Below are 26,132 nucleotides of genomic sequence, written 5' to 3'. Positions count from 1 at the left end.
CGGCTGCGGCCATGCTCGCCTACATCAATACACATGCGCTAGGCTTCAATGATGGGACGAATTATATCGATGAATGCATTGATATCAGGCAGAGCCGGGAAACCTTTAAGATGATCTTTGACCTGATGGGCCAAGGACAGCATTATGAAATGATGATGGGGACATGAAAGATTGATTTCTGGAGAGATTATAAAAAGCCGACCACTGGATCACTGCAGGTAGTGTTCCAAAGCCTTGAGCAGCCATTCTGTGACTTTCATTAGCGGTTATCCCAGCATCACAATTATATAAACTGCTAAATCCGATAATTTTAAAAAAGAATTAAAAAAAAATAGCCACATAACCCGTAAACCCTTTAAAATCAGGGTTTAAAAGGTTATGTGGCACTTGTTTCACGCTTTTCGGGTTATCCCCAAGCGAATGTTTTGGTGAAACAGCGGCATATCGAAAAGTTTACCTTTCGAAGCTGTCTGCCGAGATCAAATCTTGACAGATCCCAAATTATATTATATCGATTCCAGAATTTCATTTTTCCAATTTGGATGGAATCCGGATAGAAAAATTATTTTGTCAAAATTCACAGATTTAAATTTCTCGCGATATATACTAAATAAAGTATCTATATTGTCAATAAAGCTTATATACTCTTCTTTCTGCGTAACCAATTTCAAAACAGCCACAAGAGCAAACAGGTCACTTTTTTCTATTTTTTCCTGATTGATCGCTTCAGATTTGAAATACTTTGTGAATAGGGTTGATTTAAGCTTTGTATTTAGTTTAAACAAAAATAGTATTTCTTCATGGGCGCATACATTCCTGAACAGATTAACGGCTTTTACTATTTGGGCCATTTCACTCGTGTCGACTTTCTCATTGGAATCATATTCTTTTTTGAAATCACTGCTAAATCCTTTAGCAATTTTCGCTCTTATTCTTTCGTCAATGGCCGAGTAAAAATATGACATATTCCCAATTGTTAGGCTATTTACTAGCACCCATAAAGGAACACATTTATGATTTTCAATGTAGTGGCTGATGTATACACTTTTTGCTCTACTGCCATTAGTATTCTTGTTCAACTCACTAGAGAGTACAGAGATATTTTTCAATACCTTAGTAAGGTCCTCTTTTTTCTGAGAATAGTTCCCTACGTTTAGATATGCATATGAGTCTCTATATTCATCTGAGAAATTGTATGCACACGATGTTTTGAAATGGGTTTCAAATTTCAGCAATACACCTAACAATAACATCCTCAGGTCCCTATCGTAACAATATAAGCTATATAGTTCTTCAAATCTACAACCTTCAACATATTCTTCCGGTTGAAGTAATGCCCCTCCAAGATCTCTTTTCAAAAATGGCTTTTTATATCCATTGACTACATTATAGTAGTTTTCTTTGGAAAGTATACTCTTCGCAAAATCGACATCATCTACAATGAGTTTTCTAGATTTAAGCTTTTCTACTTGCTCGTCTAAAGTATGAAATGGTTTCAAAACAACATCCCCTAAATGAAAATAGCCTCACCGCGGACGGTTAAGGCTTGATCTGTGTCTTCATTGTATATCAACAACTGATAAAATACAATAACTTTTTTAAGAAACTTTTGAAATAATTCTTAATTAAAGAAAGGACAGCATTATGAGATGATGATGGAAGCATAGAGAAAACTGTCATATCCAGGGGCAACTAAATAAATTAGCCACATAACCCATAAACCCTTTAATATCAAGGCTTTACGGTTACTGTTATGTGGCGCTAATTTAAGGTATCCACCATAACAAACGATGGGATTTTTCACGCAAGACCCAGGCGCAATTACCATTTTGAGAAGTGGTAAAGATAAAACCACCCTAGTGAGTGAAATTCAATTACTTCACGAGTTGCTTTGTGTAAGGTAGAAGTTTTTCTAGCTCATCAACAATACGTTTCTGTTCATTTAACGGAGGCAATGGAAGAATTGTATTAGCAATGTCTCTCATAACCCAATTTTTATTACCCACGCCTCTGGTATTTTCCCTAGCTTGAATCTGTACAACAGGGGCTTTTATAGCATACATAAAATATTTATTAAAAATCAAATCTGTATTAAATTTTAAAAGTGCAACACTAACGAATAGACTGAACTCTTGATCGTTATCAACAATTACGGGTATCCCTGTAGTTCCAACTTTTGTTAAGAGAATATCATCTTTTTCAGGATTGCACCTTTTATATAAAGAGTCATGTTCTTCTTGAGAGATGAATTTGGTATTTGAGAAATCCATCTTACCTCCACTTACATCTTTAACAGATATAAACGGAACTCCAGTAACAGTGTACTTAGGGGTGCTGTGGGTACCGTCAGTTAATTTATTTAGCAGATTACCCAACCTAACCCACTTCCAATTCTCCGGAATATCAAAAGGAATCTCATCCTCTGTAATCTCGGGAAGCGCCTTGGTCTTTTTAATCTTGCCTTCCTCAATCAGCTTTTTCTTCTCTTCTTGAATCTGCTGATAAAGCTCTTCAGCCGTTCCATCTTCTTTTCGCTGCTCAACCAGCTTGCCTTGGATGGCATATTGCAAAATCGACTTTTGCATATCTTCCGGGAACTTTTTATTCAGCATCGCCACTTCAGAATAAGCTACATCGTATTTTTCGACATAAGGCATCATTTCTTCGATTTTTGCTACAATACGCTTTTGTTCTTCGAGTGGGGGGAGTGGAACTACCGACAGACCAAATTCACTGCCCGATATCTCTTTGAATGTTGTACCAGACGCTCTGCTGATAATCTCATTAGTTCTGGAGATCAAGCAATAATAGATGTATTCATTTATTCTGGCTTCGTATGGAACTAGAGATTTAAAACCTTGGTTTGTAGCTAATGCATTTTCTGCAATCGCAATATACCCTATCGGCGCACGACTTGAATAAATTATCGTTCCCTTAGGCATCAATCTAGCTGAGGAACCTTTTAGACCTTGTTCAGTAATAAAGCGTTCTCCGCTTTTCACATATTTACCAGGAACAAATTTCATATCAGCAGGAGTCAACCAAGGAATATCTCCACCATTCCAAAAATCGCTGCTTCCAGTTTTTGGTGTACCCCCTCCAACTATTTCTCCGATCTCCGCTAGTCTAACCCATTCCCAACTCTCCGGAATATCAAATGGAATCACTTCTTCATTGATTGCAGGTAGCGGCTTCTGCTTTTTAATTTTACCTTCCAGAATCAGCTGTTTCTTCTCAGCCGCTATCTTTTCTAATAATTCCTTCGCAGTTCCTTCTTCTGCCCGCTGTTCCACCAGTTTCCCCTGAATTGCAAGTTGAAGGATGCTGTTCTTTAAATCCTGTGCCTTCATTAATTACCACCAAGCATTGAAGTAATCTGTTCTAATACATGATCAATTTCATCATTCAGTGACGCCCGCTTTTCTTGATAAACTTGAATCAAATCCATTGGCTCAAGGATCACTTCTTCTTCATGAGGAAATCCACAGAGGTCGATGTTGTAACTTCTTTCGATGATTTCGCTGGTAGTATAGCACTTTGCCTTGGGGAAACCATCCACTTCGATTTCTTCCCGGTTATCCCACCACGCCAGGGCCGCACCAAAATGTTCCAGCTTCATCGGTCTGGTTTTGGAGAAGTTCTTATAGCCTTCCGGCATATCCATGCGATAGAACCAGGTTTCTTTGGTCGGTTCGGTATTATCAAAAAACAGGATATTGGTTCTAATCGATGTATAAGGGGCAAAGACGCTGTGCGGCATTCTCACCACGGTATGAAGATTAAATTCACCGAACAGCTTTTTCTTAATATTGAACTTTGCGTTATCAGTACCAAACAGGAAGCCGTCGGGAATGATCACGGCGCATCGGCCATTTTTCTTAAGTCGATACATAATGACATTCATAAAAAGATCTGCCGTTTCGGAACTTCTGAGCTCTGTCGGAAAGTTGGACTTGACGCTGTCTTTTTCACTGCCGCCATAGGGTGGATTCATTAAAACCACATCAAACGGTTCCATCTTCCGCATATCTTTGTAGTCCATCTCCAGGGCATTGCCGTGAAGGATATTGGGATCATCGATATCATGAATTAGCATATTGGTCACGCAAAGCATATGTGGCAGGGCCTTCTTTTCAATCCCATAAACAGATTTATTATAGATTTCCCGGTTCTCAAGGGAATTCTCTACCTGAGTTTCCAGCTCCTGTAAAGCTGAAGTCAGAAACCCGCCGGTACCACAGGCGAAGTCGCCGATTTTTTCACCCAAGACCGGCTTAACTACTTTCACCATAAAGTCTGTCACGGCTCTTGGTGTGTAAAACTCACCGGCATTTCCGGCGCTTTGCAGATCCTTGAGGAAGGATTCATAGATGGTCCCAAACTCATGGCGTTCCTTGTATTCGGTGAAATCAATCTCATCAATGACATTGACCACTTGTCTTAGGAGGACACCGTCTTTCTGATAGTTATTGGCATCCTCAAAGGCATAACGGACAATGACTTGACTCATCGGCGTTTCTTCATCAATTTCCAGATTCTTCAGGGTTGGGAAAAGGGTGTTGTTGACAAAGTCCAGGAGCGCATCGCCAGTTAAGGCTTCCCCATCTTTTCTATCGACGGCCCAATCACGCCACTTGAGTCCAGCTGGAATAATGGATGTGTAATGATCGTTATAAAGCTCCCAGGCTTCTTCTTTTGCATCATATATTTTTAAGAATAGAATCCAGACGATTTGTTCAATCCTCTGGGCGTCCCCGTTGACACCGGAGTCATTTCGCATCACATCTTGAATTCTCTTTACAAAGTTACCAATTGCCATTTTTATTTACCTGCCTTATCTATTTATGCGTAATATATCTCGTTTTCTAATTCCTGGACGGCCTTTTGATAGGCTTCTTTGCCACCAAAGGCTTTAACAATTTTCATCGGACTGCCGATCTTGGCAAACTCTTCCAGCTGCAGTACCTTTGTTTCTTCTATCTCTTTAATGCCATCATTCGCATACTTATCAAGGAGTGCTGCGATCACTTGCTCGGCAACATCCGAATATTTGTATAGATAATGCCTTTTCTTCACATTCGCTGCCCGTTCTTGTTTTGTTAGTGGTTTTTTATCATAAGCAATGTGACAAATAAGATCAAAGTCATCCAGCTCCGTTTTACCCAATTCCTGTCTTACGGCTTCAAGCAGCACCCCATCATCTTGAAGTTCATCAATGATGGCCTGTTTTTTCTCGGCTGCTGTCCAGGTGCGAAGAAACTGATCCAAACGGGCATACTGCTGGAGGATGTTTTTCCTGGTGTAGTCAATGAGGCTTTCGGTAATGAGCTTCCCGTCTTTATCGACGTACTGAACCCGTTCTGAAAGAACCTTAACAACAACATCGCCGACATAATATTTTCGCGGCTTATCTTCACCGTCATCATTAAAGGCTGGCGTATCGCCGGTTTCATAGTCGGCATGTTCTTCTTTGACCCCATCATCGCCGGTATCTTGTCCAGAATCATTTTCATCTTCAGTTTCCGGTTCATCCACGGGATCATCCGAACCGAGGTCAATGACCACTTCCGGTTCTCCATCAAAAGCCGGATCCGCAAAGAGTCGGCTGGCATTACGGAAGTCCATGATACTGAAGTAGGTCTTGCCATAGTCTTCTAAAAGGCGTGTGCCCCTGCCGATGATCTGCTTAAATTCGGTCATGCTGTTGATATTGTTTTCCAGCACGATCAGTTTACACATTTTGGCATCGACACCGGTGGTCATCAGTTTGCTGGTTATGGCGATGACCGGATAGGTGCTTTCTTCATCAATGAAGTTCTCCAGCTGGGCCTTGCCGATATCATTGTCCCCGGTAATGCGCATAATATAGCGGTCATTTTGGGCGTATAAATCTTTATTTTCATTGATTAGTGCTTGACGCATGCGTTCGGCGTGTTCAATGTCCACACAAAATACGATCGTCTTGCTGAAGCGGTCTGTTTTAGTTAAAAATTCGGTGATTTTTGATGCAATTACGCGGGTACGGTCATCAATGACTAATTTTCGGTCAAAATCTTTCGCGTTATATTCCCGGTCTTCAATCTCATAGCCATGCTTATCGACTTTGCCTGCTTCTGGCCGATAGCCTTCAAGGTCACGATCCAGGCCAATGCGAATCACTTTATAAGGAGCCAGGAAGCCATCATCAATTCCTTGTTTAAGGGAGTATTCATATATCGGATCCCCAAAATAAGTGAAGCTTGATGCTTCTTTTGTTTCAACGGGTGTAGCTGTACAGCCCACGTGGGTGGCTGAAGAAAAGTAGTCCAATATCTTTCGCCATGCAGATTCTTCTTTGGCACTACCTCGATGGCACTCATCAATCACGATGAGGTCAAAGAAGTTGGGCTTGAACTGCAAATAAGCCTCTTCACCATCATCGCCGGCAAGCTGCTGATAAAGGGCCAGATAGATTTCGTAGGAGCTGTCCAGGTTTCTTTTCTGCACCTTAGTCATCTTGCCACCAAAAGGCTTGAAATCCCCTGAAATGGTCTGGTCAATCAGGACATTCCGATCCGCCAGGAAAAGGATTTTTTTCTTAAGTCCGGACTTCCATAAACGGTAAATAATCTGAAAAGTCATATAGGTCTTCCCAGTTCCGGTGGCACTGACCACCAGTATCCGCTCTCTCTCCTTGGCCACGGCATCGACGGTTCGGTTGATCGCTACCCGCTGGTAGTATCTGGGGGTTTTGTAATTCGGGATATAGTAATAAGGCTCAAGCATAACTTTTTCTTCTGTCACACTGATGCCTTTATCGATTCGATAACGCTTGTATAAGTCCTCCGGTGACGGAAACGCTGCTAATGCAAGCTGTCTGACTTCACCCGTGATCAAATTCTGTTCCACAAAGCCATCGCCATTGGATGCATAGACATAATCAATATCTAAGGCTTTGGCATAGTCAATCGCCTGCTGAAGGCCAGCACCTACTGCATGATTATTGTCCTTGGCTTCAACAATGGCTAATGGAAAATTGTTCTTGTAAAAAAGGACATAATCCGCCCGTTTCTGTTTGCCCCTGGCCGTGATATTGCCACGCAGGATAATCCTACCGGCGGTAAAGGCATACTCTAACCTTACTTGTTTTTTAATATCCCATCCAGCGTTAGTAATCGCTGGTGTTATGTATCTGGCTTTGATATCTTCTTCTGACAATTGTCTTTTCCCCATGAATTTCTTCCTTTCCAAGGATGCAAAATATCGTTATGAATAGTATAACATAGCGCTAAACGAAACAGGCAGAAAAACTTACATTATTGTTAGGTTTTCATATGATAGAAGATTATTCAAAAAATAAACACCAAACAGAAAAAAGCCACCTCATCACAAGGCGGCCTTTATTGCATCAAAACTATATTCATATTTGTAAAATCAAAGCTGTCTACACAACCTATCCAAAAATAATCCCGTCAACTCAACCTGACCATTGATATTTTCTCGATTATCAATATTGTAAGGGATTCTGGCAGATTGGTAATATTCAAAAATCTTTAAACCCCGTAATTACCGATGTTTCAGACCTTTCAGCGGTTTATTTCTCTACCCTTGATAGAGTAGAGCAGTGGGGTTGCCACCGCCCCCTCATCAAACCGTACGTGCGGTTTTCCCGCATACGGCTTTCCGATATTCTTCTTCCTTCAGCATTCAGCCGCAAATACTTGCTAGTCCTGCCTGCAATGTCAATTCTCCGACCTTTGCCGCATTTCCAAACCTGTAATTGCGTTGTTTCTTCCGATTGTACCACCGGGTAAATTTGTGATTGATGTACTTCTCTATCTTCCATAACCATGGTCTTGCGAACCGTCTGGCATAATAATTTCTCATCCCAATAATTTTAGGATTGAGCAGCTTCACCATTTCTTCCATGCTCCACAGTAGTTTGCTCGGACTGGAAAACACCTCTTTGATGTTGGCTCTCATTTTCTTCATAGCCTTTTTGGATGGAACTTGCTGTAATGTCCAATACCACTTCCAGCTTTTATTTCTGAACCGCTGAAACCTGTTGTTAAAGCCAAGAAAATCAAAGCTATCTTTTCCAAAGTACATATCAACAAACCTTGCTTTATCCCTGTGTAATGTAAACTCAAACATGTACATCTTCCTTATCTCCGAGTTCAAAGCTTACTCTGCCTGTTCTTCCAGTCTGCACACTATAACAACATCATCTGAATATCGTACCAGCTCGCCTGCGTGCCAAATACTTTTATTCCAGTATCAACCACAACTATTCAGACTTATTTTGGATTAAAGCGGTGATATAACAACAGCCCACGGTGCTCCAAGTGTACTTTCGCTGTATTGTCCAGCTTCAATCACTCCTGCTTTCAGCCAGCCTTTTATAAGCTTCAGCACCTTGCGGTCAGTTATCCTCTGCTCTACCAGTAAAAGTAGTTTATCGTGGCTTATACTGCCGAAATAATCTTTAATGTCGGCATCAATTACCCACAAAGCACCGCCTTTATCAGCTGCTTCGAATATCCTGTCCATTGCCTGTAGTGCACTTCTTTTTGGTCGGAATCCATACGAACAAGGCTGAAAATCAGCTTCAAATAACGGCTCGATTACTATCTTTGCCGCCATCTGCACTATTCTGTCCTTAATCGTAGGTATTCCTAATGCTCTTTTCTTGCCATCTGCCTTTGGAATATAGGTTCGTCTGACAGGTTTGCACCGATATTTCTCTGTCTGCAGTTCTTCCGCTATTTCGTCCAGCAGTTTTTCTTCGCCGTACGCTTTCACGTCTAAAATGCTAACTTTATCAACTCCGCCTGCCCCACCATTTCTTTTTACCCGTTTCCATGCTTCCTCCAAAATATCCTTTCGGTATATCTTGTCATACATCGCATAGAACTTTCTCTTTCGGTCAGCTTTGGCTGTAAGGTATAGTCTGTTTTGAAAGTCTCGTACTTTTTCATGGGTGTTAATAGCTTTATCGGCAATCACCAGTACCTACCTCCTCTACAAACTTGAATAAAGTTGTGCCCCTTTCCTATGTACAGTTTTGTTGTCTGCACAATCATTGGTACTATGAGCACTTCTGACTGCCTCTTTGCAGGACTGCAATTTCACTTTCGCTTATATGCGTCCTCTTTACAGTTGACTGTGCAAAGTAGGCTCTCTCCAGTTCCGACAAATACTTTCCTAACGTGTCGCTACCTCTACACCGCAGGGTTCTTAGGTATTGCATTTAGGGTTCTTCATACCGTCTGCTGTCTTCGCCGTTGATGTCTCGGCTCGACTCCCTGTTGTTCCCTTTCGGGAAAGTCAATAACGGTGCGGCAGTATTCACTTTATGTTACGACCCATCAGTTTGTCTGCTCCTTTCAGAACATTCCGTAACGCTTCAACGTATGAATTACTCCATACGCTGGTTACTGACTAAGTGGCTGCCCTACCTTTACCCCTACAGGACTTTCACCTGTTAGCATTTGCCAGCTTCGCTGGACGCACACATCAATACTACCGTCTCCACATGAAATTATTAGGCTATTTCACATTTTAAAATAATCTAGCTTGAGTCCTTAAATTTAGCTATTTTGTGTAACCAATATTCTCGTTATCTTCTATTTTCAATTAGGCTATTCTGCAATTTGATGTTATACTGATGATTATACTATATTCTCACAGAAAAAATAAAAATGAGGTGTTCATATGGATGAAGAAAAGAAGGTGACTATTATTCCTGCCACCAGTACCACCAAAAAGGCAGATAAAATGGTCGTTATATATGCTCGTGAAAGTTCTAATACAGCAGAGCAACTTAAAGCCTTATCATCACAAATATCAAAATTGACTCAAAAAGTAGCCAGTCACCAAGGTTGGAAGCTATATGACACTTTTTTAGAAATTCATACCGGAAAAACTGGATCAAGCCGAGAACAATTTAATCGCCTGCATTCTCAGGCGTATGCAGGACTAATAGACATTGTCATCAGTACCACTATTGCACGATTCGGTCGCAACACGGAAGAAGTAATCGAATCCTTGAGAATATTAAGAGCATGTGATGTTCAAGTTATTTTTGTAGATGATGGTCTGGATTCATTCAAAGACAACGACACATTAATGATTGAATTATTCGCTGCTCTTGCTCAAGCTGAAAATGAAAACCGTTCGGAAGCAATCCAATGGGGCCATGAAAAACGTGCCTGCCAAGGACAATCAAAACTCTACAACCGCAAAACTTATGGCTACAAAAATGGTACTCAAGGAAGTCTAGAAATTGTTGAAGACCAAGCCGAAAATGTTAAATTAATTTTCAATTTGTATCTCTCCAGTTTGACTACTCTTGGCATTATTCGAGAGTTAAAAAAGCGCAATATAAAATCACCTACCGGGAAAGATCAATGGTGCAAACGTACTATTGATACTATGCTTAGTAATGAAAAGTATACAGGCCGTGTCATCTTACTTAAAAACAATGAAAAAGTTCCGAGTTACGAATTCAAAGAGCATCACGATCCTATTATTTCAGAGGAAATTTTTGATGCTGTTCAACTTGAGAAATCCAAACGCAGCAATATTGAAAATGGCAAACGTAAATCTTGTAAATACAGTTCTAAAAAGCCCAATCAAGAATAGTATAAATTTGTTCCATTCTTGATAACTTAATGATATTTTCATCATTTAGTCGATCCAATTCTAATAGTTCTTGAACCATATCAAACATTTCTTGTGTTATAATTTCTTTCCCAACTACCGCAGGATTCTTCAAAATTTGAACCACATCCATTTCAGGAATTTGATATTCCTGAAATGGTTTATTGTCTCTCATTCCAATACCGTATTCTTGAAATTTTTTATTAATCTCATCCGGAGTCATTCCCATAAAATACATTTCAAAAATATCTTCAATATCTTCTCTTTCTAGCATGATAACATACCTCCTTTTGGTATGTCTATATAGCCATAATTCTTTCTATTTAGCAAGTAATAGCCTACTTAGTTTTCAAAAAATAGTATTTAGGCTATTTTTACAACACTCCTAACAACTCGAACTATAAGTATCGATTCTATCTCCACAACCTACTAAAAGTAATTCTGTCCACTCAACTATGCGACTTTTCACAAAACATTAATCCCTGCAGTGCCGCCATTTAAAAAGGATTCTGCTATTCCAACTTCGCTGGAATGGCAGAATCCCTTTGTTTCACCACTTTTTAACGGTTTATTTCTAAACCCGTGATAGAGTAGAGCAGTGGGGTTGCCACCGCCCCCTCATCAAACCGTACGTGCGGTTTTCCCGCATACGGCTTTCCGATATTCTTCTTCCTTCAGCATTCAGCCGCAAATACTTGCTAGTCCTGCCTGCAATGTCAATTCTCCGACCTTTGCCGCATTTCCAAACCTGTAATTGCGTTGTTTCTTCCGATTGTACCACCGGGTAAATTTGTGATTGATGTACTTCTCTATCTTCCATAACCATGGTCTTGCGAACCGTCTGGCATAATAATTTCTCATCCCAATAATTTTAGGATTGAGCAGCTTCACCATTTCTTCCATGCTCCACAGTAGTTTGCTCGGACTGGAAAACACCTCTTTGATGTTGGCTCTCATTTTCTTCATAGCCTTTTTGGATGGAACTTGCTGTAATGTCCAATACCACTTCCAGCTTTTATTTCTGAACCGCTGAAACCTGTTGTTAAAGCCAAGAAAATCAAAGCTATCTTTTCCAAAGTACATATCAACAAGCCTTGTTTTCTCACTGTGTAATGTCAATTCCAGCTTATTCATAATCCATTTCACCGCTTTTAAAGCTTCTTCTGCCTGTGCTTTCCGTTTGCACAATATCACAAAATCATCTGCATATCGTACCAGCTCGCCCAGGTGCCCAAATCTTTTATTCCAGTATACATCAAAATAATTCAGATATATGTTGGATAAAAGCGGTGATATAACTCCACCCTGCGGTGCTCCAAGTGTACTTTCGCTGTATTGTCCAGCTTCAATCACTCCTGCTTTCAGCCAGCCTTTTATAAGCTTCAGCACCTTGCGGTCAGTTATCCTCTGCTCTACCAGTAAAAGTAGTTTATCGTGGCTTATACTGCCGAAATAATCTTTAATGTCGGCATCAATTACCCACAAAGCACCGCCTTTATCAGCTGCTTCGAATATCCTGTCCATTGCCTGTAGTGCACTTCTTTTTGGTCGGAATCCATACGAACAAGGCTGAAAATCAGCTTCAAATAACGGCTCGATTACTATCTTTGCCGCCATCTGCACTATTCTGTCCTTAATCGTAGGTATTCCTAATGCTCTTTTCTTGCCATCTGCCTTTGGAATATAGGTTCGTCTGACAGGTTTGCACCGATATTTCTCTGTCTGCAGTTCTTCCGCTATTTCGTCCAGCAGTTTTTCTTCGCCGTACGCTTTCACGTCTAAAATGCTAACTTTATCAACTCCGCCTGCCCCACCATTTCTTTTTACCCGTTTCCATGCTTCCTCCAAAATATCCTTTCGGTATATCTTGTCATACATCGCATAGAACTTTCTCTTTCGGTCAGCTTTGGCTGTAAGGTATAGTCTGTTTTGAAAGTCTCGTACTTTTTCATGGGTGTTAATAGCTTTATCGGCAATCACCAGTACCTACCTCCTCTACAAACTTGAATAAAGTTGTGCCCCTTTCCTATGTACAGTTTTGTTGTCTGCACAATCATTGGTACTATGAGCACTTCTGACTGCCTCTTTGCAGGACTGCAATTTCACTTTCGCTTATATGCGTCCTCTTTACAGTTGACTGTGCAAAGTAGGCTCTCTCCAGTTCCGACAAATACTTTCCTAACGTGTCGCTACCTCTACACCGCAGGGTTCTTAGGTATTGCATTTAGGGTTCTTCATACCGTCTGCTGTCTTCGCCGTTGATGTCTCGGCTCGACTCCCTGTTGTTCCCTTTCGGGAAAGTCAATAACGGTGCGGCAGTATTCACTTTATGTTACGACCCATCAGTTTGTCTGCTCCTTTCAGAACATTCCGTAACGCTTCAACGTATGAATTACTCCATACGCTGGTTACTGACTAAGTGGCTGCCCTACCTTTACCCCTACAGGACTTTCACCTGTTAGCATTTGCCAGCTTCGCTGGACGCACACATCAATACTACCGTCTCAACGTGACCAGTTCCCGGGAACAGATCCACCGGCTGAACGGTTTTAATAGCATAGCCAGCTTCGGTTATAAACTTTAAATCCCGGGCCAGGGTTGAGGGGTTACAGGATACATAGATAAGCTTGGGGGTGCCCAACTCGCTGATGGCTTGCAGCAAGGATTCGTCACAGCCTTTTCGAGGCGGATCGAGAACGATCAGATCGGGTTTGACTCCTTCATCTTTGATGATCTTGAGCATTTCATCTTCAGCCCGACCCAAAAAGAAGCGGGCATTGTCGATCTGATTGAGGCCAGCGTTTTCCCGGGCATCAAGAACTGCATCGCCGACGCTTTCAATCCCGATGACCTGTTTGGCCTGAGCCGCCAGATAAAGCCCGATGGTGCCGGTACCGCAATAGAGATCAAAGATGGTTTCTGTGCCGGTCAAGGCAGCAGCCGATTTGATGGCATCATAGAGTTTTTCTGTCTGCAGCGAATTGACCTGAAAGAAGGAGTTTGGTGAAATCGAAAAACTGAGATCCCCGATCTGCTCCACCAGTCGGGCCGCCCCGTAGACGCAGAGACTTTTTTTGCCCAGAATGACATTGCCTTTTTCCCGGTTGATGTTGGCGTAAATACTTTTGACATTGGGAATTCCGGCGACGATGCCCTCAATAATGGCCTGACGTTGACTTAACTCCTTACCGTTAATGATCAGGGTGATCATGTTTTCGCCCTGGAGGTTGGTACGCTGCAACACCCCCCGGAGATAACCCTTGTGGGTGCGCTCATCATAGATGCTTAAATTCAATTCCTGAACCAGCGCATTGATGGTTTTGATGGCCGCCGCTGCTGATTCCGGCTGGTTGAGGCAATCGTCAATATGAACCAGCTGATGAGATCTTTTGGCATAAAAACCCATTCCCTTGCGATCCAGTTTAAATTGTGCCTTATTGCGGTAGCGTAACGGATCTTCCATGCCGATAATCGGCGCCACTTCGAGCTCTTTAAAGCCCCCAATCCGTTGGAGTGCATCCCCCACCATCTTAGCCTTGGCCTTAAGTTGGCCCGGATAACTCATATGGCGGATCTGACAGCCGCCGCATTGGTCAAAATAGGAACAATCCGGGGTGACCCGAACGGGTGATGCCTGGCTGATTGACAGTAGTTTTCCCTGGGCGTAGGTTTTTTTGACATTCTTGATCTCCACCTCCACCACATCACCGGGCAGGCCACCGTCGACAAAGACAATCATGTTATCAAGCCGACCCACCCCTTCCCCACTATGGGTAATATCAATCAATTCCATGGAATACTGCTGTCCAACTTCTAACGGGTTGCTTGTTTCGTTCATTCTTACTTCCTTAATTTTCTTATTTTTTATTGCTCGAGATAAGCCTTCATTTTTTCGAAGGTTTCATCCGAGATAATATGCTCAATACCGCAGGCATCCTGTTCCGCATTGGCCAGGGACACATCCAGGGCTTTGACCAGAAACTCGGTAATCAGCCGATGCTTTTCATAAACCTTTACCGCCCGGCTTTTTCCAGTTTCGGTGAGATAGATCTGGCCATAGCGTTCATGTTCCACATAGCCTAATTCCTTAAGCTTGCGAACCGCATCATTGGCACTGGCCTTACTGACCTTGAGTTCCAGGGCAACATCGGTAATCCGTACCCCTTTGCCGTGTTTTTGACTCTCCAGATAAATGGTTTCGATATAATCCTCAATGGATTCTGTTAATTTTTTTTCCATTTTTACCTCTGCTTTTATCTTTTTGATTTATTTTTGATTGCTTTGCCTGAGCTGGCTTGGCAGGTCTGGTTTTATTGGTTTTTTTAGCCTGGGGTGACCGCGATTCGGATTTTTTTACCTTAGCCGGAATCAGTGCTTTTTTCCCTGTGCCGATTAAATCGTCCCGATAGGCTTTGGTCAGGGCCTCATGCACCAGCAGATAATTCTCCCGTTTGTTATACTGCACCAGCGCCCGCTGCATGTTTTTTTCCCGGCCCTTGGGTACATAAACCGCTTCCATCGTCAGCGGGTTGACACCAGTATGGTACATGGCCGTTGCCACCGAACCCGGTGTCGGGTAAAAATCCTGAACCTGTTCCGGGAAAAAGCCCATCTCCCGGATGTATTCCGCCAGTTTGACGGCATCCTGGAGGGTACAGCCCGGATGGCCGGTAATGAAATAGGGCAATACAAACTGGTTTTTGCCCAGCTGCCCATCAATCTGCTTAAACTGCCGGACAAAGTTTTCATAGACGTTAAAGGCCGGTTTGCCCATGTGAGCAAGCACCGTATCGGATACATGTTCCGGAGCCACCCGCAGCTGGCCGCTGATATGGTGCTCCACCAATTCCCGAAAAAAAGCCTTGTCCGGGTCCAGCGCCAGATAATCATAGCGGATTCCCGAACGGATAAACACTTTCTTGATTCCCGGCAGTTTCCGGACTGCCCGGAGTGTCTCCAGATACGGCTTGTGGCTGGGATCAATGTTTTTGCAGGGGGTTGGAGCCAGACACTCCCGATCTTTGCAGTAACCCCGGACTGCCTGCTTTTTACAGGCCAGATGGGAAAAATTGGCCGTCGGTCCGCCGATGTCGTGGATGTAGCCCTTAAAATCAGGCTCTTTTGTCATTCGTTTGGCTTCCCGGACAATTGAATCGCGGCTGCGCATCTGGACATATTTGCCCTGATGTATGGCCAGGGCACAAAAGGTGCAGTTGCCATAGCAGCCCCGGTTGGCAGTGATACTGAACTTGACTTCGTTAAGCCCCGGCACACCCCCGACCGGATCATAGGCGGGATGCCAGCGATAGGTAAAGGGCAGATCATACAGATCATCAAACTCCGCCTGGGAAAGCGGCGGTTGGGGCGGGTTCTGCCACAGATAACGGTTGCCGGTGGGCTGAATATAGACCTGTGGGTCATGGGCATTATTGCTCTGATAAATCTGGGCAGTCGCCTCGGCATAGGCCTTTGTATCGGCGCTGACACTCTCGGTGGACGGCAGCATAACGCCTTCCCCGGCTTCCCGGCTGATTACCGCTGTGCCCCGGATTTGGGTCAGCTGATGTACCGGAATGCCAGCTTCCAGGCCTTCGGCAATCTCAAGTATCGCCCGTTCGCCCATGCCATAGACCAGCAGATCGGCCCGGGAATCAAAAAGAATCGGCCGTCTCACTTTCTCCTGCCAGTAATCGTAATGAGCGAAGCGCCGCAGGCTGGCTTCGATTCCACCAATAATCAACGGGATTTCACCAAAATTTTCACGAATCTTGCCGCAATAGACAATCGTGGCCCGATCCGGCCGCAGTCCGGCTTTACCTCCGGGGGCATAAACATCTTCCTGGCGGCGTTTTTTGTTGACGGTGAAATGATTGACCATCGAATCAAGGTTGCCAGCAGTGACCAGAAACCCCAGCCGGGGGGCGCCCAGCTGCATAAAATCGGCGTTTTCCTGCCACTTGGGCTGGGCAATAATCCCCACTGAAAAACCCCGGGACTGGAGCACCCGGCCGATAATCGCCGCCCCAAAGGAGGGATGATCGACATAGGCATCGCCAGTCACGAGTATAAAATCGCATTGGGTAATACCCTGGGTCTGCATTTCTTTTTTGGACATTGGCAGGAACCCCTTATTTTCTTTGGGGGTTTTATCGGCTCGGACTTTTTGCCCGGAATCCTTGCTTGACTTATTCATTCATACCCTTTCTTAATAATTTTTCACATTTTTTATATTAAACCGCTAAAAAGATTGAAATATGCCGGGAAGTTAATCAGGATGATTGCAAAGACCACCATAAAAAAGGTCTGGTTAAGTTCAATGGTCATCCCGATGGTGTCACCTGTCATCCCGCCGATTTTGTGCTGGAGATTTTTCATCAATAGCAATGCCGGCAGCAGACCGATCACGGCCGTAAGCAAACCCGGTAGTCCCAGAATCAGGGTGGCATAACCGAGTAGTAGCACCAGATAAATGATAAAATGGTGGAGCTGGGTCATTTCCACAAAGCGCTTGCCCAAACCACCGCCACCGGGAGCGTAGGTGGAAAAGCAGGTCGACATGATCGCCATTGTCCGGCCGAATACCGGCATGACCAGCAGGGCACTGCTGTACTCGGGCAGAATCATCGTATAGGCCATCCAATTGGTTAGTATAATCAGGATCAGTCCGATGGCGCCAAAGGCTCCTAACCGGCTGTCTTTCATGATTTCCATCATCTTTTCCCGATCCCGGGCTGAAAACAGGGCGTCGGTGGTATCCGCAAAGCCATCCAGATGGAGGCCGCCAGTAAGCCAGATATAGGCAATCACCATCAGCAGCGCCTGCAGCTGAACAAAGTGGATCAATGAAAACAGCTGGGCCGCCCCATACAGGATCACCCCGATAAAAATCCCCACCAGAGGGATCAGAATCATTGATTCATAAAACTCCTCGGCACTGACATCATTAAGCTTGATTGGGATGCGGGTAAAAAATGATATTGCAATCAGTAGTTTTCTCATGTTGTTCTCCAAATATACTCTTAAAAATTCATAGTTTTTTGTTGTTTTAAAAATTAACACTGAGCTTACGCCAGTTTTTCCCGAAAAAAGAAAAGCATGAATTTGCATTCATACTTTATCCGGCCATGGTTTCTGAATTTTTGTTTTTAAAAGATTTTTATTATCTTAAACTTCATCCACAAAATCAAAACGATTTTCAATCATTTGTTTCAATTGTTCAATGGCCCGCTTTTCGTCATCGCCATTCGCTTCGATTTGTATCTCGTCACCTTTTTGAACAGCTAAAATCATCACACCCATAATGCTTTTGGCATTAACCCGGGTTGTTTCTTTTTTGATATAGATTTCGCTTTTAAACTCATTGGCTTTTTGGACAAAAAGAGAGGCTGGTTTTGCATGGAGTCCGGCCTTGTTATCAACGATTACTTTATCAACTATCACAATAATCCACCCCTTTACTATAAAATTCCCCTATGTTAGTATTATAACCCTAGACTGCAATTTTAGCAAGTCAACGACTTTTATTTCTTTTTAACTTGTAAAATCTTTTTTTAAGTTTTATAATGTATCATATGTCAAATGTGATTAACACTTTGCGGAGGTGAAAAAAATGAAAGTTACTAAAGATATGGGTATCCTTGATGCCGTTAACGCATATCCGGATTCTGTCAACGTCTTCCAGGCTTATGGCATGCATTGCTTTGGTTGTATGGCAGCACGTTTTGAAAGCATCGAAGAAGGGGCATTGGCCCACGGCATTGATGTCGATGCCTTGATTAAATCAATTAATGACGCCATTGACGCTGTTGATTTAACAAAATAGTTTAAGGTTGTCGCTAAACTCCCATACCGACCAATTGTTAATCTGTTGTCCGCTCCGATGCGTAGGGTCTGACCCCTAGGTCACAACATGATGTAACAATTGTCGGTACTGGGTTATCTTTTTTGATAGTCTGAGCAACGCATTTAATCAATGCGTTGCTTTTTTTGTTTTTTTGTCAATACCCCTTGAAATCACCAGGAATAATTGTTACAATGGTCAGAATCGAATATTACGATAGAGGTGCGGACTTTAAGATTAACGACGGTGACCATGGCTAATGGGATGACACGTTGTGAAAGGAAAGCTCGCCGAAGGATTATTGTTTGCCACCAGTTTTCCTGGGCTTACTGTTAAGAGCAGTGAGACTGTCATCATTTTTAATGATGGAGTGCTATCTAAAACCCAATGGAAGCTTTTTTTGAGCATTTCTTTGTATTTTAGCCGGTACCCGTTACTGGCTTTTTTTAATTTCAAATGGAAAATTGCGAAATGAGATATTGCGGTGAGCTTTGCTGTTGTAAATTGCGCAATTAACTATAATTTCAATTTTTGGAGGTACTATGAAATCTTATAATGTTGCAGTTGTTGGCGCCACTGGGATGGTGGGACAGAAAATGCTTCAGGTCCTGGCGGAACTTAAGTTCCCGGTCAAGAACCTGTATCCGATGGCATCAAAACGGTCGGCTGGCAAAGAAATTATTTTTAACGGAAAACCCTACGTGGTTCAGGAGCTTTGTGATGAAGCTTTTGACCAGGAGATTGATATTGCCCTGTTCTCTGCCGGTGGTGACACCAGCGAGCGCTTTTCGCCGGTGGCGGCAGCTAAAGGCGTCATCGTCATTGACAACAGCAGCGCTTTCCGGATGGACCCCACCGTACCACTGGTGGTGCCGGAAGTCAACCCGGAAGATCTGGACTGGCACAAAAACATCATTGCCAATCCCAACTGCTCCACCATTCAGGCGGTGGTGGCTTTAAAACCGCTCTATGATGCTTTTGGCATCGACCGGATTGTTTATTCCACCTACCAGGCGGTTTCCGGTTCCGGAGTCAAGGGCTATGCCGATCTGGAAAACGGGATCAAGGGCGAAGATAATGCCTTTTACCCCCACCCAATTGCTTATAACGTCCTGCCTCACATCGATTCTTTCCTGGACAACGGCTACACCAAGGAAGAAATGAAGATGATCAACGAAACCCGGAAAATTCTCCACGACGACAGCCTGCGGATCACCGCCACCACCGTCCGAGTACCGGTTTTTTACAGCCACAGCGAAAGCGTCAACGTGGAGCTGAAAAAACCCTTTGAGCTGGATGCCATCCGCAAGCTTTACAGCGACGCCCCGGGGATTGTTCTCCAGGATGACCCGGCCAACAACGTCTACCCACTGGCCCGCACCGCCGAAAACACCGATGAAGTCTATGTCGGCCGACTGCGTCGCGATGAAAGCGTCGATAACGGCCTGAACCTCTGGGTCGTCGCCGACAACATCCGCAAAGGCGCCGCCTCCAACGCCGTCCAGATCGCCTTCGAACTGGCTAAACGGGGCCTGATCTAGGCTCATTAATTTAGTGCCGTTGGCTTTGCTACCGCTATACAGCAAACAGTTTCTACACTGTACGGCGGACAGGCTATCGCCTGTTCGCCTACACGTTACGAAACTGTTTCTGAATACCGGCATCAAAGCAATCAAGGTTATGCTCGTTAACGAACATAGATTAGAACACTAACCCAGTACCGACAATTGTTACATCATGTTGTACGCATCGGAGCGGACACGGCAAAGCCTGTCCGATTCCGCAGCGAACAACAGATTAACAATTGGTCGGTACGGTATTATACACAAAAACCACAATCAAAGGAGATTGAAATGAGTATTTTTACAGGAAGCTGTGTCGCCCTGGTGACCCCGTTTAAAGATGGGAAAGTTGATTTTGAACGCTTTCATAAGCTGATTGACTGGCAGATAGAAAAGAAAACCGATGCCATTCTGATTGCCGGCACCACCGGTGAAACCTCAACCCTGACTGATGATGAGCATCTGGCGCTGCTCCGGGATGCCGGTAAATACATCAACGGCCGGGTGCCCTTTGTGGCCGGAACAGGCAGTAATGACACTGCCTATTCGATCATGCTATCCCAGGAAGCCGAAAAAGCTGGTGCTGATGCCTGCCTGATTATCAACCCCTATTACAATAAATCGACCCAACGGGGCATCATCGCCCACATCACGGCCATTGCCAATGCCATCACGATTCCGGTGATCATCTATAATGTCCCCAGCCGTACCGGCATGAACATCTCGGTAGCCACCATTAAAGAGCTGAGCAAGATCCCCAATGTGGCGGCGGTTAAAGAAGCCAGCGGCGACATCAGCCAGGTCACTGAAATTGCCCGGGTCTGCGGCAATGACATTGACATTTACAGCGGTAATGACGACCATGTTCTGCCGATCCTGGCGGTTGGCGGCAAGGGCGTGATCTCGGTCTCGGCCAACATTATTCCTGAAGATATGCATGAGCTGGTGGCCAGCTTTATGGCCGGGAATATCGAACGGGCCCGGGAACTGCAGTTTAAAACCAACCTGGTTAACCTGGCAATGTTCTATGAAACCAACCCGATTCCGGTTAAAACCGCCATGGGCCTGATGGGTCTGGATTCCGGTGAAATGCGACTGCCACTGATTGAGATGGAAGAAGCCAATAAAGCCAAACTAACTGCAGATTTAAAAACCTATGGTTTACTATAGGAGGTCGCAATGATCAATATTTTACTCAGCGGCGTCTCCGGCGCCATGGGTGGCACCCTGCAGCAGATCATTGCCGCCAACCCCGACACCCAGGTGGTGGCGGGCTTTGATCAGCAGGCGCTGACCACCCTGCCCTTTCCGGTTTACAATGATCTGACCAAATGTAACGAGGCGATCGATGTAATTATCGATTTTTCTCACTTTGCGGCCTTCCCGGCCATTTTCGGCTTTGCCCGGAGCCACAAAATCCCGATTGTGATCGCCACCACGGGCTTGTCTGAGGCTGATCTGGCCGCCATTGATGAAGGGGCCAAGGAATTTCCGGTCTTTAAAACTGCCAACCTGTCATTAGGCATCAACCTGATTGCCAAGATGCTGACCGAAATGGTTGCCAAACTGGAGCAAGGCTTTGACATTGAAATTATTGAGAAGCACCACAATAAAAAGCTGGATGCCCCCAGCGGCACCGCCCTGCTTTTGGCCGACGCTATCAACGACGGTCTGGCCACCAAAAAAGACTACACCTACGGCCGTTACGGCCGGGATGCCAAACGCAGCGACAACGAGCTGGGCATCCACGCCATCCGCGGCGGCACCATCCCGGGTGAACACTCGGTGATCTTTGCCGGTAATGACGAAATCATCGAAGTCAACCACATTGCCCTGTCCAAAAAAGTCTTCGCCGAAGGCGCTGTCAAAGCCGCCCAATTCCTGGTCGGCCAGGCCCCCGGCCGCTATGACATGGCCATGGTCGTCAACGACTAGTTGACGACCATGGCCCTCAAGGCGCTTATATTAAGTACTGTTAGCCTAGCTACTGGTTTTCATAAAGCAATTTCTACACTGTACGGCGTACAGGCTATCGCCAGTTCGCCTACACGTTACGAAATTGATTATGAAACCCGTATCCAGGCAATTGAGTCTAGCTGTAAGCGCCTAAAAACAAAGCACGCACCAGTACCGTTAACAAGAAAACACTGTTTTTAATTCTTACCTTGAATCGTGAAACGTTTTGTATTATACCCAAGTAGTACCGACAATTGTTACATCATGTTGTTCGCATCGGAGCGAACAGGTTGATAAACCTGTCCGATTCCGCAGCGAACAACAGATTAATAATTGGTCGGTACGGAATTAAGATGCAACCCCCGATCTTAAGACCTCCGTGTAAGAATTACAGAGAATCGTATCGGTACGGTATTTCACATCGCCCCCCACACCATTAACAGAAAGGATCACATAACAGTCGACTTATCATAGCTGCTACTGATTTAGAGGTTCATCACATGAATATTGTTGTGCAGAAATACGGCGGAACCTCAGTAGGTTCCACCGAACGGATTATAAATGTTGCCAAGCGCATCATTGCCAAAAAACAAAGCGGCCATCAGGTTGTTGTGGTGGTTTCCGCCATGGGCAAAACCACCGATGATCTGGTCAAGCTGGCTTATGACATCAACCCCACCCCCCCCAAGCGAGAGCTGGATCGGCTTTTGTCCACCGGCGAGCAGATTTCCATTTCGCTGCTGTCGATGGCCCTGCAAGCCCTGGGTCACGACGCCATTTCCTTTACCGGCCCTCAAGTCGGCATCCGCACCAGCGGCCGCCATACCAAGTCCAGGATTGAAGGAATTGACACCACCAAGATTTTAGAATCGTTAAACGACGATAAAATTGTCATTATTGCCGGGTTTCAGGGCGTCAATGAAAATGATGATGTCACCACCCTTGGCCGGGGTGGGTCGGACACCAGTGCCGTGGCGCTGGCCTGTGTGCTTGAGGCCCCCTGCGAAATCTACACCGATGTCGAAGGCATCTACGGGGTTGATCCCCGGCTTTATCCCCAGGCCAAGAAGCTCGACACTGTATCTTACGAAGAAATGCTGGAAATGGCCAGCCTCGGCGCCGGGGTCATGCATCCCCGAGCCATTGAGTTGGGCAGCAAGTACGATACCCCCATCTGGGTCGCCTCCAGCGAACTGGAAATTCCCGGTACCATCATTACAAAAGGAGAAAACAACATGGAAGGACAATCCATCACCGGCGTGGCCATTGACAATGACGAAATTATGATCACCATCCGTGACGTTCCCTTTGACCGGAACATCACCTCCCAGTTTTTTAGTCAATTTGCCACCAAAAGCATTAACATCGATATGATCAGCCAAAGCGCCCCGATCGATGATCTGATCAATATTTCATTTACCGCCCCGGCTTCCGATCTGGCTGATGCCAAGAAAGTTCTGGCCGCTTTTCAGGACAAACACCCTGGCATCGGGGTGATTATCAACGAACAGGTTTCCAAGCTCTCAGTGGTTGGGATCGGGATGCGCAGCCAGTCCGGCGTCGCCGCCAAGTTTTTTTCCCTGCTGGCCGATAACAACATCCAGATGCTGATGATTACCACCTCCGAAATCCGGATCAGTTGTATCATTCCCGAAAAAGACAAGGATCTGGCAGTGACAGCTACCGCCCAGGCCTTCGATTTATAAAACGTATCGGATCACAAACAAAATAAGCCAGCATTTCAGACCCTGAGGTTTGAGATGCTGGCTTTTTATTGTTGGGCAGCGGTTTATGATTGTTTGGGATGACGGGGATTTTTTGAGACGATATCAATGGCCCGGGTCAGCTCGCTGGTCAGATCGGCCTTATGTTGGGTCGTCATTTCATCGATTTTAGAAAACAAGAGCCCTTCATGAGTCACAAAATAAGCGGGTTTTAGCTTGTTCAGGGCAATCGCTTTAATATCTTCAACACACAGCTCGCAGCGGCAAATATCCGGATACTGTTTGAGCATGTGTGGTAAAAATGAATCAACCGCATCCTCCATGTAATTTTTTAACATCTTTTCCCTCCAAAGTTTGTCGATTTAGTAATTGATTTTATCGATTCAGATAAACACTTTCCTGACATTAGTATACTATTAAAACAACGCCATTTCAACCGTTTTCAGCTCACGATTCGATATTTGTTGTAAACATGACTAAATTTGCCTTTGCCCGCATCCCGTTTGCTCCGTCAGCACCCTGCTTACAAAAACCCCGGCAATAGTCGGGTCAAATTGGGTACCAGCGCCATGAACGATGGCATGAACCGCCTGACTGGGAGACAGGGCCGGATGATAGGGCCTGTCACTGACCATCGCATCATATGCTTCGGCAATGGCGATAATCCGGGCCAGCCGAGGAATTTTTTGGCCAGACAGACCCTTGGGGTAGCCACTGCCATCCCACCATTCGTGATGGCTAAGAATGGCTAGGGCAATTTCTACCATATCGGCGGCAATGTTGGTAATATGGTAACCTATTTCCGGGTGGCGTTTAATCGCCAGCCATTCTTCCGGGGTCAAGGTCCCGGTTTTATCGAGCAGGCCCGGGGCCAGGGTGACCTTGCCGATATCATGGAGCCGGGCCGCCCATTCCAGAGCTGCCAGCTCTTTTTCGCCCAGCCCCATGGCCTCTCCAATTTGCCGGGCATACTGGCTGACCATCTTGCCATGGCTTTTCTCAGCCCCGCATTTCTGATAAAGCGATGCCATAATCAGGCGGATGGTCATGTCCCGAACCTGGGGTTTCATCTGCAGTTTATGTTTATACATGTAGTTTTCAGCGTTCTTAAAAACAGCCAGGACATCTTCGGACAGATTTTTTTTGGTGTCCCAGCCAAAGGCCATTGAAAGCATTCCCTGATCAACCGGGGCCAGGGCCACAGCCTGGTTCATCCGCTCGACGATTTTGGCGGTGGTTTCTGTATCGGTATTGGGCAGCAGCAATACAAACTCATCGCCGCCCCAGCGGGCCGCCACGTCGTTGGGGCGACAGAATTTTTTGAGCATTTTACCGGCAGCATAGATCACCTGGTCGCCGGTCAGGTGGCCAAAGGCATCATTGATCATTTTTAAGTTGTTGATATCGCCCATGATAATCGATAGCGGAAAATGACGGCGGCCATCGATCCGCTTGAGTTCCTCTTCGAAATAGCGGCGATTATAAAGGCCGGTCAGGTGATCATGGTAGCTAAGGTATTCAATCCGTTTATTTTGCGCCACCCGCTCGGAAACATCCCGAAAGATCAGCACCACCCCGGTGGTAGCCCCGTCTCCGTCTTTTACCGGGGTGGCACTGTCCTCGATATGAAAGCAGTGGCCCTGGCGGTCGGTGATCACGGCATGGTGGGATGAGACGGTGCTGTGATCAGTTTTTAGGACCTCATCCACCGGATTGGAAACCTGATATTCGGGATTCTCATGGGACAGCTGAAAAACCAGCTCGAACCGTTTTCCCTGGGCCTCGTCACTTGACCAGCCGGTCAGTTCTTCGGCGACCCGGTTGAGTAGCGTCACCCGTTTCTCCAGATCAACCACGATAATGCCATCACCGACGCTTCTCATCACCCGGTCGAGATTTTTGTGACTGCTTTCTAACTGGTTGATCAGAAAATAAATCCCCGAGGCGACAAACAGCAGGATGCTGGCCCGCAGAATCGGCGCCATCAAGAATGCTCCCTGACTGAGATAATCCATGATGATGTGGAAGCCCCCCAGAAAAATCGCCACCTGAATGACGTAGCGTTTGTACCAGAGACCGACTAGCACAATCACCACATAAAAGAGGTGGGTGTAAACCACATCAATGCCTTTAAAGTAATTAAAATACACCGCCACAAATATCGTTCCCAGAAGACAGAGGCCGACGATGGTCATCCGGATTTGATGATTGGCGGTAATTGATTGCGATCTTTCCATAAATGTACCCTCTTTTCATTGCTTTGCTTGCCGGGACAATCACCGGTCGGTTGCTGCTGGCCTTTTTTAATTGGGACTGCTTCTTTAACAAACTGCGGCTGTCGATGCATTTTTGTTGTTTTGTTCCATGCAGTTCGCTTTTTTTACTACTTTAACTAAACTTTTTTCTATT

At 44.9% G+C, this 26,132-nt stretch carries 21 protein-coding genes and 1 riboswitch; of the genes, 6 read left to right on the top strand and 15 right to left on the bottom strand.

All coding sequences use genetic code 11. From position 1 onward, the window contains the following. Positions 1-506 precede the first annotated feature (506 nt). From BI182_RS04500 to BI182_RS04475, 6 genes are all read right to left on the bottom strand, one after another. Positions 507-1,499, bottom strand: coding sequence for an Abi family protein (locus BI182_RS04500; RefSeq protein ID WP_148637181.1), 993 nt, complete (start codon positions 1,497-1,499; stop codon positions 507-509). 375 nt (positions 1,500-1,874) lie between these two features. Further along, positions 1,875-3,350, bottom strand: coding sequence for a restriction endonuclease subunit S (locus BI182_RS04495; RefSeq protein ID WP_148637180.1), 1,476 nt, complete (start codon positions 3,348-3,350; stop codon positions 1,875-1,877). Further along, positions 3,350-4,819 (bottom strand): class I SAM-dependent DNA methyltransferase, encoded by a 1,470-nt coding sequence (locus BI182_RS04490; RefSeq protein WP_148637179.1) that lies wholly within the window; start codon positions 4,817-4,819, stop codon positions 3,350-3,352. The genes BI182_RS04495 and BI182_RS04490 overlap by 1 nt, the downstream gene beginning before the upstream one ends. Before the next feature lie 23 nt (positions 4,820-4,842). After that, on the bottom strand, positions 4,843-7,212 hold the full coding sequence (hsdR, locus tag BI182_RS04485; RefSeq protein ID WP_148637178.1) for an EcoAI/FtnUII family type I restriction enzme subunit R: 2,370 nt from the start codon (positions 7,210-7,212) through the stop codon (positions 4,843-4,845). A gap of 474 nt (positions 7,213-7,686) precedes the next feature. Beyond that, complete coding sequence (locus BI182_RS04480; protein WP_286805834.1) at positions 7,687-8,133, bottom strand: group II intron maturase-specific domain-containing protein; 447 nt, start codon at positions 8,131-8,133, stop codon at positions 7,687-7,689. A 153-nt stretch (positions 8,134-8,286) separates the two neighbouring features. Beyond that, the gene (locus BI182_RS04475) at positions 8,287-8,985 is read right to left on the bottom strand and encodes a reverse transcriptase domain-containing protein (protein WP_286805832.1); all 699 of its coding nucleotides are present in this window, start codon (positions 8,983-8,985) and stop codon (positions 8,287-8,289) included. A 708-nt stretch (positions 8,986-9,693) separates the two neighbouring features. Between BI182_RS04475 and BI182_RS04470 the strand changes: the two genes are divergently transcribed. Next, on the top strand, positions 9,694-10,623 hold the full coding sequence (locus BI182_RS04470) for a recombinase family protein (protein WP_286805830.1): 930 nt from the start codon (positions 9,694-9,696) through the stop codon (positions 10,621-10,623). Here the strand turns inward: BI182_RS04470 and BI182_RS04465 are convergent. From BI182_RS04465 to BI182_RS04435, 7 genes are all read right to left on the bottom strand, one after another. Beyond that, positions 10,601-10,915 (bottom strand): recombinase family protein, encoded by a 315-nt coding sequence (locus tag BI182_RS04465; RefSeq protein WP_148638769.1) that lies wholly within the window; start codon positions 10,913-10,915, stop codon positions 10,601-10,603. The genes BI182_RS04470 and BI182_RS04465 overlap by 23 nt on opposite strands. Before the next feature lie 407 nt (positions 10,916-11,322). Then, positions 11,323-12,621 (bottom strand): group II intron reverse transcriptase/maturase, encoded by a 1,299-nt coding sequence (gene ltrA / locus BI182_RS04460; RefSeq protein ID WP_286805827.1) that lies wholly within the window; start codon positions 12,619-12,621, stop codon positions 11,323-11,325. Between the two features lie 478 nt (positions 12,622-13,099). Next, entirely contained in the window at positions 13,100-14,479 is a 1,380-nt protein-coding gene (gene rlmD / locus BI182_RS04455; protein WP_148637826.1) for a 23S rRNA (uracil(1939)-C(5))-methyltransferase RlmD, read from the bottom strand. 26 nt (positions 14,480-14,505) lie between these two features. After that, positions 14,506-14,880, bottom strand: coding sequence for a metal-dependent transcriptional regulator (locus BI182_RS04450; RefSeq protein WP_070372282.1), 375 nt, complete (start codon positions 14,878-14,880; stop codon positions 14,506-14,508). Beyond that, positions 14,852-16,834: a YgiQ family radical SAM protein gene (locus BI182_RS04445; RefSeq protein WP_286805824.1), complete on the bottom strand. Its 1,983-nt coding sequence runs from the start codon at positions 16,832-16,834 to the stop codon at positions 14,852-14,854. Before BI182_RS04445 ends, BI182_RS04450 begins: the two co-directional genes overlap by 29 nt. Before the next feature lie 32 nt (positions 16,835-16,866). Then, on the bottom strand, positions 16,867-17,640 hold the full coding sequence (cobS, locus tag BI182_RS04440; RefSeq protein ID WP_286805822.1) for an adenosylcobinamide-GDP ribazoletransferase: 774 nt from the start codon (positions 17,638-17,640) through the stop codon (positions 16,867-16,869). Between the two features lie 165 nt (positions 17,641-17,805). Further along, positions 17,806-18,081: an HPr family phosphocarrier protein gene (locus tag BI182_RS04435; RefSeq protein WP_148637829.1), complete on the bottom strand. Its 276-nt coding sequence runs from the start codon at positions 18,079-18,081 to the stop codon at positions 17,806-17,808. Between the two features lie 169 nt (positions 18,082-18,250). On the opposite strand from BI182_RS04435, the gene BI182_RS04430 reads away from it, so the two are divergent. The 5 genes from BI182_RS04430 to BI182_RS04410 all read left to right on the top strand — a co-directional run bounded on the left by BI182_RS04430 (position 18,251) and on the right by BI182_RS04410 (position 23,705). Next, complete coding sequence (locus BI182_RS04430; RefSeq protein WP_070372286.1) at positions 18,251-18,463, top strand: DUF1858 domain-containing protein; 213 nt, start codon at positions 18,251-18,253, stop codon at positions 18,461-18,463. Between the two features lie 227 nt (positions 18,464-18,690). Continuing rightward, a riboswitch (Lysine riboswitch) is annotated at positions 18,691-18,865 on the top strand. Positions 18,866-19,023: 158 nt separating this feature from the next. Further along, positions 19,024-20,022, top strand: a complete 999-nt coding sequence (locus BI182_RS04425) for an aspartate-semialdehyde dehydrogenase (protein WP_148637830.1) — start codon at positions 19,024-19,026, stop codon at positions 20,020-20,022. Between the two features lie 312 nt (positions 20,023-20,334). After that, positions 20,335-21,213 carry a 4-hydroxy-tetrahydrodipicolinate synthase gene (gene dapA / locus BI182_RS04420; RefSeq protein WP_286805818.1) on the top strand — a complete coding sequence of 293 codons (879 nt, stop codon included), beginning with the start codon at positions 20,335-20,337 and terminating at the stop codon, positions 21,211-21,213. Positions 21,214-21,222: 9 nt separating this feature from the next. Continuing rightward, positions 21,223-21,978: a 4-hydroxy-tetrahydrodipicolinate reductase gene (gene dapB / locus BI182_RS04415; protein ID WP_070372289.1), complete on the top strand. Its 756-nt coding sequence runs from the start codon at positions 21,223-21,225 to the stop codon at positions 21,976-21,978. A 521-nt stretch (positions 21,979-22,499) separates the two neighbouring features. Beyond that, the gene (locus BI182_RS04410) at positions 22,500-23,705 is read left to right on the top strand and encodes an aspartate kinase (RefSeq protein ID WP_070372290.1); all 1,206 of its coding nucleotides are present in this window, start codon (positions 22,500-22,502) and stop codon (positions 23,703-23,705) included. Positions 23,706-23,788: 83 nt separating this feature from the next. Here the strand turns inward: BI182_RS04410 and BI182_RS04405 are convergent, their stop codons facing one another. Both BI182_RS04405 and BI182_RS04400 read right to left on the bottom strand, forming a co-directional pair. After that, positions 23,789-24,061 (bottom strand): late competence development ComFB family protein, encoded by a 273-nt coding sequence (locus tag BI182_RS04405; protein WP_070372291.1) that lies wholly within the window; start codon positions 24,059-24,061, stop codon positions 23,789-23,791. A gap of 138 nt (positions 24,062-24,199) precedes the next feature. Next, positions 24,200-25,960 carry a diguanylate cyclase domain-containing protein gene (locus BI182_RS04400; protein ID WP_286805814.1) on the bottom strand — a complete coding sequence of 587 codons (1,761 nt, stop codon included), beginning with the start codon at positions 25,958-25,960 and terminating at the stop codon, positions 24,200-24,202. Between the last annotated feature and the right edge of the window lie 172 nt (positions 25,961-26,132).

Origin of the sequence: Acetobacterium sp. MES1 (assembly GCF_002237635.1) — a bacterium.
Taxonomy (GTDB): Bacteria; Bacillota; Clostridia; order Eubacteriales; family Eubacteriaceae; genus Acetobacterium; species Acetobacterium wieringae.
The sequence above is the reverse complement of the archived record's forward strand: the minus strand, read 5'-3'. Positions and strand labels throughout refer to the sequence as shown.